Below are 16,139 nucleotides of genomic sequence, written 5' to 3' on the forward strand. Positions count from 1 at the left end.
TTGTCAGACGTTGCCCACACCTAACCGTTCGGGTTGACCCTGTCGAAACCCTGCGCTGACCTGGGAATCCCGTTGGACAAGCTCAACGCAAAAGCGCCGTATCCACCACACGCCACACACCATGACTCATCCCACCGCCTCCCCCTTCACCGACCCCGCCGCCGTCGCCCGCTACGCCGAAGGCCCCCGCCGCAACGTGCCCGGCTACGACAGCCTGCTGCCCATGGTCCGCATCCTGCTGGCCGAGCGCGTGCCCGCCGACGGCCGGGTGCTGGTGGTAGGCGCGGGCGGCGGGCTGGAGCTGGAGGACATGGCGCGGGCGCACCCCGGCTGGCGGTTCGACGGCGTGGACCCGAGCCAGCCCATGCTGGACCTGGCCGCGCAGCAGCTGCAGAGCGCAGGTGTGTCAAACGACCGCGTGGCGCTGCACCACGGCTATGTGCAGGGCGCACCGGCCGGGCCGTTCGATGGCGCGACGTGTTTGCTGACTTTGCACTTTGTGGCACGCGAGGATCGGGTGCCGATGGCCGTGGAAATCCGGCGGCGGTTAAAGCCCGGCGCGCCGCTAGTCGTGGCGCATCTGAGCGTGACGGATGGTTCAGGCCCCGCTGGCGAGGGCGGGGCAGGGGAGCGCGACCTGTGGCTGTCGCGCTATGCCGCGTTTCAGGTGGCGTCCGGCGTGCCGCCGGAGCATGCGGCCAGGGCGCGAGACAAGATTGCTGCAGAGCTGGCGGTGCTGACGCCAGAGGAGGATGAGGCAATTCTGCGCGAGGCCGGGTTCAGCGATGTGCAGATGTTTTACATGGGGTTTGCGTTCAGGGGTTGGGTGGCGCGCGCGTGATCTGATCAAGTCGCCCCCTGGGGCATTCCGCAGCCCGGCCACGCGCTGCTAGGTAGCAAAAACAGGCTGCAGCGCTACCCCCGGGCTGCGGCCCCGGCAGGATGCAAAGCCTAGCCACGTGTGCGGGTTGCCTTCCCAACACCAGCCCAGCCGTGGGTGCTGGTTGCTCAACCACAGCGCGGGCACGCGCCGGTCCCCGCAGCGCGAGCCCAGCATCATGAAGCAGTGGTTGGGTTGCAGAAACTGTGGCCACTGCAGCAGCAGGCAAATGCCTTCCTCCACAGTGATCGGCGAGCGCTGCTGCGCCGCCAGACGCTTTTGCGCATCGCTGGGCACGGCATTCAAGGTGGCGTTGCCACGGTCCACGCCCAGCAACAGGTACGCCTCGCCCGCGGGCATCGCAATGTCGCGCGTGGGGCCAAAGTCCTCTGGCTGCCTGGGGTGCAGGCGCTCCATGGCCGCCTTGCCGTTGCGGCTGACCAGGGTTAGCAGTTGCCGGGCGGGCAGGGCGGGGGTGTTGATCACGATCACGGCGTCGGCCGTGCCGGCATCAATGTCTGCAGCGCCTAGCGTACCAACGCCCGCATCACCGGGGGCGTGCGGCAGGTGGTCAAGCAGCGGCGCCAGCGCTTGGCGAAAGTCCTCCGCAGGCAGCCCCAGCGTGTGGTGAATGCCCAGCGCCACCAGACGGTCGATCTGTGCGGACAGCGCGGCGTTCATGGCTGCGCCTTTGCGCCGTACGCTGCGTGCAACCGCAAGGGCGCTGCAGCGGCGAAGGCCCCGTTCATGCGCCCCAGCTCTTGCTCCACCACCGCCGCACGCGCGACGGGCAATGCAAACAGCTGCACCGGCTGCGGCAGCCGAAAGCGCGTGTGGTCGTGGTGCAGCACCGTCACCAGCGTGCCCAGCGGCGCCTCGTCGTCCTCTCGCACCACGCAGCTCCAAAACCAGCGCTGCCGCTCGCTGTCGTCCGCCAGGCCCCACTCGCGCGAATCGGCCAGGCCACCCGGCAGGGGCGGGTACACGGCCAGCCCGGCCGCGCGCATTGCCCGCGCCAGCGGGCTGAACAAAAGCCGCAGGTACAGGCCATACGCTCGCTCGCCAGCCCGCGCAAAGGCGTGCTGCAACCGGGCTTCGTGGGCGTTTTGGGTGGGCTGCCAGGCACAAGCCAGCCACGCGGCCGAGGTTTCGCCCAGCCGCTCAATGGAGCTGGTGTCAATGGAAGGCATGGTCAAGGTCCGCAATCTGATTCCTTTGTGTGTACGATGTACGCATATCATTCACTGAACAGCGTACACTGTCAACAAATGAACAAGAAAACCGGCAACCCATCCCCCGTATCGTTTCCCGGCCAGGCCGACCCGGAAACCACCCTCAATCTCTTGTGGGGCGCCACCCCCGCCCCCGAGAGCGCGCGGCGCGGCCCCAAACGCAGCCTGTCTGCCACGTTGATCGGAACTGCTGCGCTGGAACTGGCCGACGAAGGTGGCCTAGCCGCGCTCTCGATGCGGGCCCTGGGTGCCCGGTTGGACGTGGCGCCCATGGCGCTGTATCGCTACCTGCCTAACAAAGACGTCCTGCTGGAACTGGTCCTGGAGGCCGCCTACGCGCAACTGCCGGACGACCTGCCCAGCGGCGCAGATTGGCAGGCATGCCTGCGCTCGGTGGCGACCGATGCCTGGAACCTGTACCGCCGCCACCCCTGGATGCTGCAAGTGGCCTTGCAGCGACCGTCTCTGGGCCCCCACGCCATTCGCAAGTACGAGCGGGAACTGCGCGCCATTGAAAGCGCGGGCCTGTCAGACCTGGACATGGACCTCGTCATTGCCGTGGTGTCCGATTACGTGCGCGGCAGCGCCCGCAGCGCCACCGAAGCCACCACCGCCGCAGCGCAAACCGGCCAATCAGACGCCCAGTGGTGGGCCGCCCATGCGGCGCATCTGGAGCGCTTGCTCCAGCCCGAGCTGTTCCCGCTGGCCGTGCGGGTGGGCGCAGCGGCAGGCGCAGCGTACGGCGGCCCTACGGACCCCGCGCGCAGCTTTGGGTTTGGGCTGGATCGATTGATTGATGGGATTGCTCTGCAGGTGGCAAAAGAGCAGGGTGGGGGTGCGGGAAGGCACGGATCGCGTTAGCGCACCCACGCCCCGCCCAGCGGGCTGCGTAAATACACCTTCAACGCACAGGCGCCAGCGCCCACCGGTCCTTCGACGCCTTCACCAGAAAATCAATCGCCGCCTTCACCCTGGCCGCATTGCGCCGGCCCGGTGACGACACCGCGTACAGCGTGTGCACGGTGCGTGAGGCAAAAGGTGCCAGCACCTCCACCAACCGGCCTTGCGCCGCATCGGCCGCCGCAAGCGGGCAGGACAGCATGCCGATCCCCGCACCGCCCACCAGCGCGTGGTGCACCAGGGCCGAACTGCTGGCGGCCAGGCGCGAGCGCACGGTCACCTCCAGCGGCTTGCCCTGTGCACTGCGAAACGCCCAGGTCACCGCCAGCCCCTGCGCGGTGTGCGTGACGGTGTGGTGCTGCTGCAGATCGCTGGGGTCGGCGGGCGTGCCGTGCAGGCGCAGATACTCCGGGGCCGCGTACAGGCGCCGCTCGAACCGGCCCAGCTCGCGCGCCACCACCACGTCGCTGTGGCCCACGGTGGTGCGCAGCGCCACGTCGATGCCCTCCGTCACCAGGTCGGCCACGCGATCATCGGCCAGCAGCTCCACCCGCAGCGCCGGGTAACGCGCCTGCAGGTCGGCCAGGTGGGGCAGCACCAGCGCCTCGCAGATCTCCTGGCTGGAGGCCAGGCGCAAGGTGCCCGCCACGCGGCTGCGCTGGTCCGACAGCGATGCCCCGATGTCCTCCAGCTGCGCCAGCAAGGCACGCGCTTCCTGTGCCAGTTCTGCACCCTCGGGCGTGGCCGACAGGCCGTGCGTGGACCGGCGCAGCAAGCGCACGCCGTAGCCGGCTTCCAGCCGGTCCACACCGCGCGCGACCACCGACACCGCCACATCCATCTCGCGCGCCGCCGCAGAAAACGAGCGCAGGTCGAGCGACCGCACCAGCCACCGCAGGTCGGCCGGGTCGGGGAGGAAGGAGCGGGGTTCTTGTTTCATCGTGCGCGCCTTTGCGTGCGGAGCAAAAGCCATTATCGCCACGGGCGGTTTCCGTGGCGGGGCGCAATTTCTACAGTGAAGGCTCCTTATCAACCCAACGCATTCAACAGGAGCCCTCCATGCCCATCCTCAACGTCAAAGTGTCTGCCCAACGCACGCCCGAGCTGTCTGCCCGCATCGCAGAAACCCTGCTGGACCTGACCACCCGCGTGCTCGGCAAGCGGCGCGACCTCACCGCCGTAGTCATCACCTTTGTGGACCCGGCCGACTGGTACGTCGCCGGCCGGTCGCTGGCCGACCTCAAACAGTCGAGCTTCTACTTCGACGTCAAGGTGGTGGATGAGACCAACACCAAGGCCGAAAAAGCGCGCTACATCGCCGAGGCGTTCGCAGCCTTTGAAGGCCTGCTGGGCGCGCTGCACCCCGAGAGCTACGTCTATGTGCAGGACGTGCGCGCCGCCTCGTACGGCTTTGGCGGCCGCACGCAGGAGTACCGCCACCAGCATCCAGAGCAATAAGCAAGCAATCAAGCCATCACCAACAGCTACCCAGGAGCACCGACATGACGATGACAACAACGAACAACCACCTTCTCGCCGACGTGATCGTGGCCCAGACGCTGGAGCGCGCGGGCCTGGCCGACTGGATTCCTGAAGGCGAAGGCAAGTGGTCCCTGCCCATCCAGTTCCTGCCCGACGATGCCGGTTGGGTGGAACTGATGCGCCTGTCGCCCGGCACGCGCCTGGGCCTGCACCGGCACACGGGCGAAGTGCACGCCCTCACGCTGGTGGGTGAGCGCCGCCTGAACGATGGCCGCGTGGTGCGGCCGGGCGACTACATCCACGAGCCCGCCGGTAACGTGGACTGGTGGGAGGCGACGGGTACGGAGGAGCTACTGGTGCATGTGGTGGTCAAGGGCAGCGTGGAATACCTAGGGCCGCACCACACGGTGCTGCAGCGGATTACCACGACGGATCGTCGGGCGGACTACCGCCGCTGGTGTGAAGCGGTGGGTGTGTCGCCGCGTGATCTTTGCTAGGGCGTGCCGGAGCCCCGACGGGCGGTGCAGTTGCCGCTTGCTGATGGCTGTGTGGGCAAGCAGATTTTGCTCGCGCAGGATTTAGATCGAATTGGGGTCCCGGCGCTTGCTGGAAAAGCGATGATCCCAATGTCGTTTGGGAATGATTTTTGAAATCTCTTAGAGAGTCATTTCCCCGTTCCTCTCGAGAGCAAGGAAGACTGTGGTAGCTACTGTTGTCATTGGAAATTATGAATATGTAGTGAGATTAATGCACACGCTATCTACATGTTGTTAGTGTTGGCCGCGAGACGGTCTACTTCATCAAGATAAGTAACCCACCAGCGATAGGCCTCCCAAGCTACGTCCTTTTCATGTCTTCCGGAGTATGGGCCATTTGCTATGTAAGAATGTAATGGAGTTCCCGGGTTTGTCTCTCCGCCTCGGGCATTCCCGCAATCCACCGTTATTACAGGCGTTTTTCCATTGGGTTCGGAAGGTCCGACAATGGTTAGTGTTCTATTAATTCCGTGTTCGTAATTTTTTAATATTCTATTCCTTTCGGATTCGATGAATCCCCAGAAAATTACTGGCTCTGGTTTGGTGCTTTGCAATCGTTTCCAGCTTTCTCGAATTGCATAAGCCATTGCTGGGCTGATCTGTGAATCAACTTTGTCCAAGACGTGGCCAATCGACCTTAATAAACCTACTATCCCGAACCAACTAATCCTAAACCATTCCGATTGAAGGGTGTCTGTGTGTTTGGAAAGGGCGAATTTCACGTCTTGTAATACTATGCGAGCAGTTTTGGTCATATCTTGGAGGGAATCAAGGCGTTAAGGCAGGATTTGGCTTTTGTCTCACTGGCCAAATTTCTCATGGGTTTTTAAAACGCTGACGATAGTTTATTAGAGAGGCCGGGACGCTCTACATGCGGAGATATCAGTATGCCCGGAGTTTGGATTTATGAAAGGTGCTGCGACGGGGATACACGGTGACTTCCCCTCAAGAGGGGGACACCTATCTTCCATCTCTGTTTGTTAGACCTAATTTTGGTCAAAGTTCAGTCTTGCCCGGCCAAAGTAGACCGCATAGCATCCCTGTCAAGCACCCACCCCCATGAGGTGCTGCACAAAAACATGACAGGAGACAAGCCTTGCCATCCACCCGCTGGAGTCACTGCGGCGCCGAAGACCTGGGCGTCTTGCAGACCATCTTCTGGTCCGCAGGCGCGTCGCGCAATGCACTCGCGCAGCGCCTGGCCTATTCCAAAAGCAAGGCCAACGCCATGGTCGCGGCGCTGCTGGACGAGGGCCTGCTCGACGAGGTGGGCCTGCAGGAATCCTCTGGCGGCCGCCGTGCCGAAACACTCCGTTTAAGCGAAACCCTGGGCGTGGTGATTGGCGCCGACCTGGGCGCCACCAGCATGCAAGTCGCAGTGATGCGGCCCGACATGACGGTGCTGGCGCGGCACCGCGAGCCCATCGATGTGCGCCAGGGGCCGGGCGTGATCCTGGCGCGGGTGCGGGGGCTGATGCGCGAGTTGCTGGCGCGCTGCGGCATGCAGGCTTCGCAGGTCATCGCCATCGGCATGGGCGTGCCGGGGCCGGTGGATTTTGAAAGCGGGCAGCTCGTCAACCCGCCGCTGATGCCCGACTGGGACGGCTTTTCCATCCGCGACTACCTGCGCGAGGCGTTTGCCGCGCCGGTGTTTGTGGACAACGACGTGAACCTGATGGCGCTGGGCGAGCTGTGGCGGCTGCAGCGCAACCTGCCCAACTTTTTGGTCATCAAAGTGGGCACGGGCATTGGCTGCGGCATCGTGTGCCACGGGCAGGTGTACCGGGGCGCCAATGGCTCGGCCGGAGACGTGGGCCACATCTGCGTGGACCAGAGCGGGCCGCGCTGCCACTGCGGCAACCAGGGCTGTGTGGAGGCGATGGCCGCCGCACCCGCGATGGCGCGCATGGCGATGGAGGCCGTGGAGCGTGGCGAGAGCGCGATGCTGGCCGAGCGCCTGCAGGCCACCGGCACGCTGACGACTGAAGACGTGGCCCAGGCCAGCAAAGCGGGCGATGTGGCGGCCAACGCGATCATCCAGCGGGCGGGTAGTCTGGTGGGGCAGATGCTGGCGTCCATCGTGAACTTCTTCAACCCGTCGCATGTGTTCATTGCGGGGCGGGTGACGGACATGGGGCCGCTGTTCCTCGCGTCGGTGCGGCAGAGCGTGTACCACCGGTCGCTGGCGCTCTCCACGCGGCATCTCGAGATTCAATACGCGCCGCTGGCCGACGATGCGGGGGTGGTGGGCGCGGGCGTGCTGGCCATGCAGCAGAGCCTGGCGCTGTCGCCGCGTGCCTCTTCTTCTGCGACCAAAGCCAATGCCGTGGGGGCCACACGATGAGCGTCGCTGTCGAGTTTCGCAATGTGACCAAGGAGTTCGGCCCGGTGCGCGTGCTGCACGGCGTGGGCTTTGCGCTGCAGCCGGGGCGTGTGTACGGCCTGCTGGGCGAGAACGGCGCGGGCAAGTCCACGCTGATGAAGATTCTGGCCGGGTACGAGAGCCCCACCACCGGCGAGGTGGTGGTGGACGGCGCGGTGCGCGCCCCGGGCGGCGGCTCGCGCGCGGCCGAGGCGCAGGGCATCGTGCTCATCCACCAGGAGTTCAATCTGGCGGACGACCTGACGATTGCGCAGAACATCTTTCTGGGGCACGAGATCAAGAAGGGCCCCTTCCTCGACGACAAGGCGATGCGCGAGAAGACGCGCGCTGCACTGGCACAGGTGGGTTTGCCGCTCGACCCTGACACGCGGGTGAAGAAGCTCATCGTGGCCGAAAAGCAGCTGGTGGAGATTGCCCGCGCGCTGGCCCGCAACGCGCGCCTGCTCATCATGGACGAGCCCACCGCCACGCTGACCCCCGGCGAGACGGAGCGCCTGTTTGCGCTGATGGCCGGGCTCAAGGCCGCGGGCGTGACCATCATCTACATATCGCACAAGCTCGACGAAGTGGAGCGCACCACCGACGAGGTGGTGGTGATGCGCGACGGCCTGCTGGTGGCGCGCGAGGCCACGGCCAGCGTGACACGGCGGCAGATGGCCAACCTGATGGTGGGCCGCGAGCTGGCGGATTTGTTTCCGCCCAAGCTGCCCGCGCCTGCGGGTGGCGAGCCGGCCATCCAGGTGCGCGGTCTCACGGTGCCGGGCTGGGCCGAGGACGTGAGCTTTGACGTGCGGCGCGGCGAGATTCTGGGCTTTGCCGGGCTGGTGGGCGCGGGGCGCACGGAGCTGTTCGAGGGCCTGCTGGGCCTGCGCCCGCGCTCGGCCGGCACGGTGGAGCTGGCGGGCAAGCAGGTGCAGCTCAAAAGCCCGCGCGATGCGGCGCGCCACGGCCTCACGTACCTGAGCGAAGACCGCAAGGGCAAGGGCCTGCACGTGCACTTCAGCCTGCGGCCCAACCTGACGCTGATGGCGCTGGAGCGCTACGCCAAGCCCTGGCTCGACCCGGCGGCCGAGCAGGCTGCGCTGCGCGATGCGGTGCAGGAGTTCGGCATCCGCACCGGCTCGCTGGAGGTGCGGGCGTCGTCGCTGTCGGGCGGCAACCAGCAAAAGCTGGCGCTGGCCAAGGTGCTGCACCCCGGCCCCAGCGTGGTGGTGCTGGACGAGCCCACGCGCGGCGTGGACGTGGGCGCCAAGCGCGAGATCTATCACCTGGTGCAGCGCCTGGCAGAGCAGGGGCTGGCGGTGGTGGTGATTTCTTCCGAACTGATGGAGCTGATCGGCCTGTGCCACCGCGTGGCGGTGATGCGCGCCGGGCGGCTGCAGACCACGCTGCAAGAACCACATTTGACCGAAGAGGAGTTGATCGCACATGCCACAGGTACCCGCTGAAAACGCATCCACCGCAGCGGGCCGCCACGGCGGCGCCACGGCCTGGTGGGGCAAGCTGCACGGGCTGGGCCCGGTCATCGGGCTGGTGCTGCTGTGCATTGCCGGCACGCTGCTCAACAGCAACTTCGCCACCTACGACAACGTGATGAACGTGCTCACGCGCACAGCCTTCATCGGCATCATCGCGGTGGGCATGTGCTTTGTGATCATCTCGGGCGGCATTGATCTGTCGGTGGGGTCGATGGCGGCGCTGATCGCGGGCTCGGTCATCCTGTTCATGAACGCGATGGCGCCCGTGCTGGGCTCACCCATGGCGGCCGTGGTGGTGGGCATGCTGCTGGCGGTGGTGCTGGGTGCGGTGTTCGGGCTGGTGCATGGCCTCTTGATCACCAAGGGGCGCATCGAGCCCTTCATCGTGACGCTGGGCACGCTGGGCATCTTCCGCGCGTACCTCACGTATTTTTCGAACGGCGGGGCCATCACGCTGGAGAACGATCTGTCGGATATCTACAGCCCGGTGTACTACGCCAACCTGCTGGGGGTGCCGATTCCGGTCTGGGTCTTTTTGCTGGTGGCTGTCATCGGCGGCGTCATCCTGAACCGCACGGCCTATGGCCGCTATGTGCAGGCCATCGGCTCCAACGAGCAGGTGGCGCAGTACGCGGCGGTGGACGTGCACAAGATCAAGATCCTGACTTACATGCTGCTCGGGGTGTGCGTGGGCATTGCCACGCTGCTGTACGTGCCGCGCCTGGGGTCCGCATCGCCCACCACGGGGCTGCTGTGGGAGCTGGAGGCGATCGCTGCGGTGATCGTGGGCGGCACGGTGCTCAAGGGCGGGGCGGGCAGCATCACCGGCACGGTGGTGGGCGCGATCCTGCTGTCGGTGATCAGCAATATCTTGAACCTGACCAGCATCATCAGCGTGTACCTGAATGCGGCGGTGCAGGGCTTCGTGATCATTGCCGTGGCCTTTATGCAGCGCGGCAAGAGGTGACGCAGGGGTCGGAACAACTTCGAGTTTTCCACCCACTCTTTGCGCGTATTTATTTTTCCAAGGTGTTCCCCAGTCGGCCAGGCTTTCATGGCCATTTTTCAGCAAAGCAATAGCAACAGGAGACAACGCATCATGAACAGCAAGACAACTTCTTCCTTCACCCGCCGCCTGGCCCTCTCGGCCGTGGCTGCCGCAGCCGCCTTGACGCTGGCAGGCCCGGCGATGGCGCAGGCCAACAAGACGGTGGTGGGCGTGGCCATTCCGTCGGCCACGCACGGCTTCACCGGTGGCATCGTGTACTGGGCCAACCAGGCCAAGAAGGACCTGGAGAAGGCCCACCCCGGCCTGCAGGTCATCGTGAAGACGGCAGGCGGCGCGCCCGAGCAGGCCAATCAGTTGCAGGACCTGGTGACGGTGAACAAGATCAACGCATTGGTCATCTTCCCGTTTGAATCGGCCGCGCTGACCAAGCCCGTGGCCCAGGTCAAGGCCAAGGGCGTCTACGTGACGGTGGTGGACCGCGGCCTGACGGACACCAGCGCACAGGACGCGTATGTGGCCGGTGACAACACGGCGTTTGGCAAGATTCCGGCCGAGTACATCGCCAAGGCGCTGAACGGCAAGGGCAACGTGGTGGCCATGCGCGGCATTGCGACCACGCTGGACAACGAGCGCATGGACGCGTTCAACGCGGTGCTGAAGAACCACCCCGACATCAAGCTGCTGGACGCCAAGTACGCCAACTGGAACCGCGACGATGCCTTCAAGGTGATGCAGGACTACCTGACGCGCTTTCCGCAGATCGACGCGGTGTGGGCGGCCGACGACGACATGGCCGTGGGCGTGCTCAAGGCCATCGAGCAGGCCAAGCGCAAGGACATCAAGCTGGTGTTCGGCGGCGCGGGTGCCAAGGGCATGATCAAGACGCTGGCCGACGGCAGCAACCCGCTGATCCAGGCCAATGTGTCGTACAGCCCCAAGTTCATTTACGACTCGATCAAGCTCACGGCCGAGGCGCGCATCAAGGGCGAGAAGCTGCCTGCGACGACGATCATTCCGTCGGTGCTCATCACCAAGGAAAACGCGAAGAGCTTCTACTTCCCAGACTCGCCATTCTGATGGTGTTTTTGAGTCAAATAGGCCTCTAGCGCTTATCCATCAAGCGCAAGCAGCTATCGAAAATATAGCTGCTTGCCGCTTCGCACCTGCAACCCCACGCCCCTTGGGAGCCGCCATGCCAAGACCCGTCACCCTTTTCACCGGCCAATGGGCCGACTTGCCGCTGGCAGAACTCGCGCCGCTGGCACGCAGCATGGGCTATGACGGCCTGGAGCTGGCCTGCTGGGGCGACCATTTCAACGTGCAGGAGGCGCTGTCGACGCCCCAGTACGTCAAGGACAAACACGCACTGCTGGCCCAGCACGGCCTGCAGTGTTTTGCCATCGGCAACCACCTGGTGGGCCAGGCCGTGTGCGACCTGATCGACGAGCGCCACCAGTCCATCCTGCCGCCCTATGTGTGGGGCGACGGCGATCCCGAGGGCGTGCGCCAGCGCGCCGCCGCCGAGCTGGCCGACACGGCGCGCGCTGCCGCCAGGTTTGGCGTGAAGACGGTCACGGGCTTCACGGGCTCGTCAGTGTGGCATTCGATCTATGCCTTTCCGCCCACCACGCAGGCGTATTGGGAAAAGGGCTTTGCCGACTTCGCCAAGCGCTTCGGCCCCATCCTCGATGTGTTCGAAGCGCACGACATCAACTTTGCGCTGGAGGTGCACCCCACCGAAATCGCCTTCGACATCGCCTCGGCCGAGCGGGCGATTGCTGCGGTGGGCGGCAACAAGCGCTTCGGCTTCAACTACGACCCCAGCCACCTGGCCTACCAGGGCGTGGACTACATCAAGTTCATCCGCCAGTTCGCCGACCGCATCTACAACGCCCACATGAAGGACGTGTGGTGGGGCAAGGGCGACGGCACGGTGGGCACCTTCGGCGGGCACACCAGCTTTGGCGATGCCCGGCGCCACTGGGACTTTCGCAGCGTGGGGCGCGGGATGATCGACTTCGAATCCATCATCGTCGCGCTCAACGACATCGGCTACCAGGGCCCGCTCTCGGTGGAGTGGGAAGACAGCCGCATGGACCGCGTCCATGGCGCCACGGAGAGCGCGGCGTTCTGCAAGCGGCTCGACTTCAAGCCCGCGGCGGGCGCATTCGATGCCGTCTTTGCACGGGACAAGCAGGCCTAGCCGCGCTCCTCAAACCGACAACAACACACAGCGAGCAAAGGCTTTTTGTATGTCCAGTGAAAGAAAGCTCCGCTACGCCATGGTCGGCGGCGGCCACGGCGCCTTCATCGGCGCGGTGCACCGCAAGGCGATGGCGCTCGACAGCCAGTTCGAGCTGGTGGCGGGCGCGCTGTCGTCATCGCCCGAGCGGGCCCGCGCATCCGGCGCCGAGCTGGGCCTGGCGGACGACCGCAACCACGGCAGCTGGCAGGACCTGCTGGCTGACGAGCTGCGCCGCAGCCCCGATGAGCGCGTCGACCTGGTGAGCATCGTCACCCCCAACCATGTGCACCACCCGGTGGCCCTGGCCTTTGTGCAGGCGGGCTTTCATGTGGTGTGCGACAAGCCGCTGGTGCACACCAGCGCGCAGGCCGATGAGCTGGTGGCGGCGGTGAAGAAGGCCGGCACCGTGTTCGGCGTGACCTACAACTACACCGGCTACCCCATGGTGCGCGAGGCCCGCCACCTGGTGCAGAGCGGCGCCCTGGGCACGCTGCGCAAGGTCACCGTGGAATACAACCAGGGCTGGCTGGCCACGGCGGTGGAGCAGGGTGGCGGCAACAAGCAGGCCGACTGGCGGCTGGACCCCGCGCGCAGCGGCGCCGTGGGCACCATGGGCGACATCGGATCGCACGCCGAGAACCTGGCCGCCACCGTCACCGGCCAGCGGCCGGAGGCGCTGTGCGCCGACCTCACCACCTTCGGCGCCGGCCGCCGGCTGGACGACGATGCACAGCTGCTGCTGCGCTATGCGGGCGGCGCACGCGGCGTCATCGTCGCGTCGCAGGTGGCGGCGGGGCTGGAGAACGATGTGCGCCTGCAGGTGTCCGGCACGCTGGGCACGCTGGTGTGGCGGCAGGAGGACCCGAACCACCTGGTGCATTCGCCGGTGGACGGGCCGCGCCGCATCCTCACGCGCGGCTCGCCCTGGCTGAGCGAATCGGCGCTGCGCGCGGGGCGCATTCCGGCCGGGCACCCCGAGGCTTTCATCGAAGCGTTTGCCAACGTCTACCTGGGCGTGGCGGCCGACATCCGCGCCCGGGCGTCGGGCAGAACCGCCAGCGCGCTGGAGGCCGATTACCCGCGCGTGGAAGACGGGGCCGAAGGCGTGCGCTTCATCGAGAAGGTGGTGGAGTCTGCCGAGAGCGAGCGCAAGTGGACGGCGCTGGCTGGGTAGGCGGGCGGGCAGGCCGGTGGAGGGGGATGGCACAGGGCAGAATCACCCGATGACCTCCGAGAAAGACAAGATGATCTCCGGCGCGCCGTACATGGCCGCCGACCCGCAGCTGGTGGCCGACCGCCTGCGCGCCCGCCAGTTGTGCCACGCCATCCACCACGCGCCTGCGGCGGATGCTGCCGCGCTGCAAGCCCTGCAGGCGCAGCTGCTGCCGGGCCAGCCCGGCAGCGTGCAGATCACGCCACCGTTTCATTGCGACTACGGCTACAACATTTTTCTGGGTGAAGGCGTGTACTTCAACTTCAACTGCGTGGTGCTCGACGGCGCGCCGGTGCGCATCGGGGCCCGCACGCTGTGCGCGCCGGGCGTGCAGATCTACACCGCCTCGCACCCCTTGTCGCCCGAAGAGCGCGCGACCGGCGTCGAGCTGTGCCTGCCCGTGACCATCGGCGAGGACGTGTGGATTGGCGGCGGCGCGATCATCTGCCCCGGCGTGACGATTGGCGATGGTGCGGTGATCGGCGCGGGCAGCGTGGTCACCCGCGACGTGCCGGCGCGGGTGCTGGCGGCGGGCAACCCGTGCCGGGTAGTGCGGCCGCTCGACCCGCTGGTGGCCTGAGGCGACCCGGCGAACCCGTGCGGTCGCCCGCACGGCGGCTTACTGGGCGTTGGCCAACTGGAACCGCTGGTCGAAGTTCATCTTGCCCAGCACGCGCAGCGCGGCGGTGCGCGTGGCGGCATCGACCTTGCTGATGTCCAGGCTGTAGCGCCTGGCGGTGGACACCACGTCCACGCACTTGTGCCCCCATTGCACGGCCACCAGCAGGGTGGCGCGCTGGCCCGCCTCCACGCCGCCCACGGAGACGCCGCGCTGTTCGGGCCGCAGCATGAATTCCAGGTGGGGCGTGCGCGTGAGCGTGAGGCGGCTGGCTCCCACGGGGCCCAGCGCGAACGAGACGACCCAGTCGTCTTCATCTTCCACGGTCAGGAACGGGACATGCTGGGGTGCTGCCATGGTGGGCGTCGGGTGGGGTGGAAAAGGCCTCGCGGGGCCAGGCTGGTAGCGCTGCCCCGGCTGCGGACGGCCGCCAGTATGCCGTTGCAAGAGCTGTGCCGAGGGCGGGAGAACCCGAGGTTGGGCCTTTCCAACGCGGCGGCGGCATGTCAGTTTGCTGCAAGCAAGGGCATGCGCCGCAAGGCGGGTGCCCTGGAGGCCAGGGAACCCCGGGGAAGGGGAGTTTTTGGAGAAACTGACCGCAAGCGCCTGATGTGTAAGCGCTGGCAGCTACTGTTTTGATAGCTTCTTGGGAGCGGACGCCTCTCGTGCCATCGCCGAGGCCAGGGCGCCCACGGTAGCCAGGGCGGCTTCAAAGCGGCTTTGCGCGGGGTGCCCGTAGTTGATGCGCACACAGTTCGCAAAGCGCCGGTCCGCCGAAAAGATCTGTCCTGGTGCCAGGCTGATGCCCTGCTGCAGTGCCTGGCGGTGCAGTTGCAGGGCATCGACCTGCGGGGGCAGCTCCACCCACAGGAAGTACCCGCCCTCGGGCTGCGCGACCCGCGTACCCGGTGGGAAATGCCGGGCCACCGCCGCCAGCGCCGTCGCCTGCTGCTGCGCCAGGCTGCGGCGCAGCTGGCGCAGGTGCCGGTCGTAGCCGCCCTGGGCCAGGTACTCGGACAACGCCTGCTGCGACGGCGTGGCGGCCGAGAGCGTGGTCATGAGCTTGAGGCGCTGCACCGCCGTGACAAAGCGGCCCGCCGCCACCCAGCCCACGCGGTAGCCGGGTGCCAGGCTTTTGCTGAACGAGCTGCAGTGCATCACCAGGCCTTCGCCGTCAAAGGCCTTGGCCGGGGGCGGGCGGTGGGGGGCGAAGTGCAGTTCGCCATACACGTCGTCCTCGATCAGCGGGATCTGGTGGCGCGCGAGCAGGGCCACGAGTTCGCGCTTCTTGTCCTCGGGTATCAGGCTGCCCAGCGGGTTCTGGAAGCTGGGCATCAGCCAGCAGGCCTTGACGGGCTGGTGCGGGGGCTGGCGCGCCAGGGCTTCGGCCAGCGCGGTCAGGTCGATGCCGTCGCGCGGGTGGGTGGCCACCTCCAGCGCCTGCAGGTTCAGACGCTCCAGCGCCTGCAGCGCGGCGTAGAAGGTGGGCGATTCGACCACCACGACGTCGCCGGGGCGGGTGACGGCCTCCAGGCAGAGGTTGAGCGCCTCCATCGCGCCGTTGGTGATGATGATCTCCTGCGCGTCCACGGCCATGCCGTGCAGGCCGTAGCGCAGCGCGATCTGCTGGCGCAGGCGCTCGTCGCCGGGCGGCAGGCTTTGCACGATGCTCCAGGGGTCGAGCTTGCGCATGCCGCTGCCCAGGCAGCGCGCCAGGCGCTCCAGCGGAAACAGCTCCAGCCCCGGGAAGGCCGAGCCCAGGGGCACCAGGTCGCGGTCGCGCGCCAGGCCCAGCACCTCGAACACCAGGTCGCTGATGGCCACGCCGGTGGAGGTGTGCGCCGGCTGCGAGGGCAGGGGCTCGGCGGGCCGGGACTCGGCGGCCGGCAGCCGGGCGCTCACGTAGTAGCCCGAGCGCGGGCGCGCATGGATCAGGCCCTGGGCCTCCAGCAGGTAGTACGCCTCGAACACGGTGGACGGGCTGATGCCGCGCGTGCGGCTGGCCTCGCGCACCGAGGGCACGCGGTCGCCCGGGCGCAGCGCGCCGCTGTGGATGAGCTGGGCAATGGCGTCGGCGTGGCGTTCGTAGCGTTTCATGGGGGCTGGGGTTGATCCAGGGCAAACTGATCTGTATTTTTAACTAGAAACTGAATCTGTACTGT

The 16,139-nt window shown here is 66.5% G+C and carries 17 protein-coding genes; 11 read left to right on the forward strand and 6 right to left on the reverse strand.

The features are described from left to right. Window positions 1-121 precede the first annotated feature (121 nt). Window positions 122-841, forward strand: a complete 720-nt coding sequence (locus AC3RCE_RS10945; protein WP_492255172.1) for a class I SAM-dependent methyltransferase — start codon at window positions 122-124, stop codon at window positions 839-841. 48 nt (window positions 842-889) lie between these two features. Here the strand turns inward: AC3RCE_RS10945 and AC3RCE_RS10950 are convergent, their stop codons facing one another. Then, window positions 890-1,561 (reverse strand): DUF5701 family protein, encoded by a 672-nt coding sequence (locus AC3RCE_RS10950; protein ID WP_492255173.1) that lies wholly within the window; start codon window positions 1,559-1,561, stop codon window positions 890-892. Beyond that, entirely contained in the window at window positions 1,558-2,070 is a 513-nt protein-coding gene (locus tag AC3RCE_RS10955) for a DUF6022 family protein (protein ID WP_218294334.1), read from the reverse strand. The genes AC3RCE_RS10950 and AC3RCE_RS10955 overlap by 4 nt, the downstream gene beginning before the upstream one ends. 78 nt (window positions 2,071-2,148) lie before the next feature. Between AC3RCE_RS10955 and AC3RCE_RS10960 the strand changes: the two genes are divergently transcribed. After that, on the forward strand, window positions 2,149-2,973 hold the full coding sequence (locus tag AC3RCE_RS10960) for a TetR/AcrR family transcriptional regulator (protein ID WP_492255174.1): 825 nt from the start codon (window positions 2,149-2,151) through the stop codon (window positions 2,971-2,973). A gap of 40 nt (window positions 2,974-3,013) precedes the next feature. Here the strand turns inward: AC3RCE_RS10960 and AC3RCE_RS10965 are convergent, their stop codons facing one another. Then, window positions 3,014-3,952 carry a LysR family transcriptional regulator gene (locus AC3RCE_RS10965; protein ID WP_492255175.1) on the reverse strand — a complete coding sequence of 313 codons (939 nt, stop codon included), beginning with the start codon at window positions 3,950-3,952 and terminating at the stop codon, window positions 3,014-3,016. Between the two features lie 119 nt (window positions 3,953-4,071). Here AC3RCE_RS10965 and AC3RCE_RS10970 point away from each other — a divergent pair, with 119 nt between their 5' ends. After that, window positions 4,072-4,470: a tautomerase family protein gene (locus AC3RCE_RS10970; protein ID WP_492255176.1), complete on the forward strand. Its 399-nt coding sequence runs from the start codon at window positions 4,072-4,074 to the stop codon at window positions 4,468-4,470. A gap of 44 nt (window positions 4,471-4,514) precedes the next feature. Then, complete coding sequence (locus AC3RCE_RS10975; RefSeq protein ID WP_492255177.1) at window positions 4,515-4,991, forward strand: cupin domain-containing protein; 477 nt, start codon at window positions 4,515-4,517, stop codon at window positions 4,989-4,991. Window positions 4,992-5,254: 263 nt separating this feature from the next. On the opposite strand, the gene AC3RCE_RS10980 is transcribed toward AC3RCE_RS10975, so the two are convergent. Beyond that, window positions 5,255-5,785, reverse strand: a complete 531-nt coding sequence (locus AC3RCE_RS10980; RefSeq protein ID WP_492255178.1) for a hypothetical protein — start codon at window positions 5,783-5,785, stop codon at window positions 5,255-5,257. A gap of 341 nt (window positions 5,786-6,126) precedes the next feature. On the opposite strand from AC3RCE_RS10980, the gene AC3RCE_RS10985 reads away from it, so the two are divergent. The 7 genes from AC3RCE_RS10985 (at window position 6,127) to AC3RCE_RS11015 (ending at window position 13,938) form a co-directional block, all read left to right on the forward strand. Continuing rightward, on the forward strand, window positions 6,127-7,374 hold the full coding sequence (locus AC3RCE_RS10985) for an ROK family transcriptional regulator (RefSeq protein ID WP_492255179.1): 1,248 nt from the start codon (window positions 6,127-6,129) through the stop codon (window positions 7,372-7,374). After that, on the forward strand, window positions 7,371-8,861 hold the full coding sequence (locus AC3RCE_RS10990; RefSeq protein ID WP_492255180.1) for a sugar ABC transporter ATP-binding protein: 1,491 nt from the start codon (window positions 7,371-7,373) through the stop codon (window positions 8,859-8,861). Before AC3RCE_RS10985 ends, AC3RCE_RS10990 begins: the two co-directional genes overlap by 4 nt. Then, window positions 8,842-9,858, forward strand: coding sequence for an ABC transporter permease (locus tag AC3RCE_RS10995; RefSeq protein ID WP_200926955.1), 1,017 nt, complete (start codon window positions 8,842-8,844; stop codon window positions 9,856-9,858). The genes AC3RCE_RS10990 and AC3RCE_RS10995 overlap by 20 nt, the downstream gene beginning before the upstream one ends. Window positions 9,859-9,990: 132 nt before the next feature. Next, a complete protein-coding gene (locus tag AC3RCE_RS11000) occupies window positions 9,991-10,977 on the forward strand; it encodes a substrate-binding domain-containing protein (RefSeq protein WP_492246270.1) in 987 nt (328 codons plus the stop codon). Window positions 10,978-11,092: 115 nt separating this feature from the next. Next, the gene (locus AC3RCE_RS11005) at window positions 11,093-12,103 is read left to right on the forward strand and encodes a sugar phosphate isomerase/epimerase family protein (RefSeq protein ID WP_218294343.1); all 1,011 of its coding nucleotides are present in this window, start codon (window positions 11,093-11,095) and stop codon (window positions 12,101-12,103) included. Between the two features lie 49 nt (window positions 12,104-12,152). Continuing rightward, window positions 12,153-13,319 carry a Gfo/Idh/MocA family protein gene (locus AC3RCE_RS11010; protein ID WP_492255181.1) on the forward strand — a complete coding sequence of 389 codons (1,167 nt, stop codon included), beginning with the start codon at window positions 12,153-12,155 and terminating at the stop codon, window positions 13,317-13,319. Between the two features lie 49 nt (window positions 13,320-13,368). Continuing rightward, complete coding sequence (locus AC3RCE_RS11015; protein WP_218294345.1) at window positions 13,369-13,938, forward strand: sugar O-acetyltransferase; 570 nt, start codon at window positions 13,369-13,371, stop codon at window positions 13,936-13,938. 39 nt (window positions 13,939-13,977) lie between these two features. On the opposite strand, the gene AC3RCE_RS11020 is transcribed toward AC3RCE_RS11015, so the two are convergent. Both AC3RCE_RS11020 and AC3RCE_RS11025 read right to left on the reverse strand, forming a co-directional pair. After that, window positions 13,978-14,334, reverse strand: a complete 357-nt coding sequence (locus tag AC3RCE_RS11020; protein WP_218294346.1) for a hypothetical protein — start codon at window positions 14,332-14,334, stop codon at window positions 13,978-13,980. A gap of 270 nt (window positions 14,335-14,604) precedes the next feature. After that, window positions 14,605-16,074 carry an aminotransferase-like domain-containing protein gene (locus tag AC3RCE_RS11025; RefSeq protein ID WP_492255182.1) on the reverse strand — a complete coding sequence of 490 codons (1,470 nt, stop codon included), beginning with the start codon at window positions 16,072-16,074 and terminating at the stop codon, window positions 14,605-14,607. Between the last annotated feature and the right edge of the window lie 65 nt (window positions 16,075-16,139).

It is taken from the genome of Acidovorax sp. GW823-FHT05D11, from assembly GCF_058795695.1.

What these genes read in the sequence shown, in the direction of transcription:
- AC3RCE_RS10975 (WP_492255177.1), top strand. Translation starts at nt 4,515, where the DNA reads ATGACGATGACAACAACGAACAACCACCTTCTCGCCGACGTGATCGTG.
- AC3RCE_RS10945 (WP_492255172.1), top strand. Translation starts at nt 122, where the DNA reads ATGACTCATCCCACCGCCTCCCCCTTCACCGACCCCGCCGCCGTCGCC.
- AC3RCE_RS10990 (WP_492255180.1), top strand. Translation starts at nt 7,371, where the DNA reads ATGAGCGTCGCTGTCGAGTTTCGCAATGTGACCAAGGAGTTCGGCCCG.
- AC3RCE_RS11020 (WP_218294346.1), bottom strand. Translation starts at nt 14,334, where the DNA reads ATGGCAGCACCCCAGCATGTCCCGTTCCTGACCGTGGAAGATGAAGAC.
- AC3RCE_RS11000 (WP_492246270.1), top strand. Translation starts at nt 9,991, where the DNA reads ATGAACAGCAAGACAACTTCTTCCTTCACCCGCCGCCTGGCCCTCTCG.
- AC3RCE_RS11015 (WP_218294345.1), top strand. Translation starts at nt 13,369, where the DNA reads ATGACCTCCGAGAAAGACAAGATGATCTCCGGCGCGCCGTACATGGCC.
- AC3RCE_RS11010 (WP_492255181.1), top strand. Translation starts at nt 12,153, where the DNA reads ATGTCCAGTGAAAGAAAGCTCCGCTACGCCATGGTCGGCGGCGGCCAC.
- AC3RCE_RS10955 (WP_218294334.1), bottom strand. Translation starts at nt 2,070, where the DNA reads ATGCCTTCCATTGACACCAGCTCCATTGAGCGGCTGGGCGAAACCTCG.
- AC3RCE_RS10950 (WP_492255173.1), bottom strand. Translation starts at nt 1,561, where the DNA reads ATGAACGCCGCGCTGTCCGCACAGATCGACCGTCTGGTGGCGCTGGGC.
- AC3RCE_RS10995 (WP_200926955.1), top strand. Translation starts at nt 8,842, where the DNA reads ATGCCACAGGTACCCGCTGAAAACGCATCCACCGCAGCGGGCCGCCAC.
- AC3RCE_RS11025 (WP_492255182.1), bottom strand. Translation starts at nt 16,074, where the DNA reads ATGAAACGCTACGAACGCCACGCCGACGCCATTGCCCAGCTCATCCAC.
- AC3RCE_RS11005 (WP_218294343.1), top strand. Translation starts at nt 11,093, where the DNA reads ATGCCAAGACCCGTCACCCTTTTCACCGGCCAATGGGCCGACTTGCCG.
- AC3RCE_RS10980 (WP_492255178.1), bottom strand. Translation starts at nt 5,785, where the DNA reads ATGACCAAAACTGCTCGCATAGTATTACAAGACGTGAAATTCGCCCTT.
- AC3RCE_RS10970 (WP_492255176.1), top strand. Translation starts at nt 4,072, where the DNA reads ATGCCCATCCTCAACGTCAAAGTGTCTGCCCAACGCACGCCCGAGCTG.
- AC3RCE_RS10965 (WP_492255175.1), bottom strand. Translation starts at nt 3,952, where the DNA reads ATGAAACAAGAACCCCGCTCCTTCCTCCCCGACCCGGCCGACCTGCGG.
- AC3RCE_RS10960 (WP_492255174.1), top strand. Translation starts at nt 2,149, where the DNA reads ATGAACAAGAAAACCGGCAACCCATCCCCCGTATCGTTTCCCGGCCAG.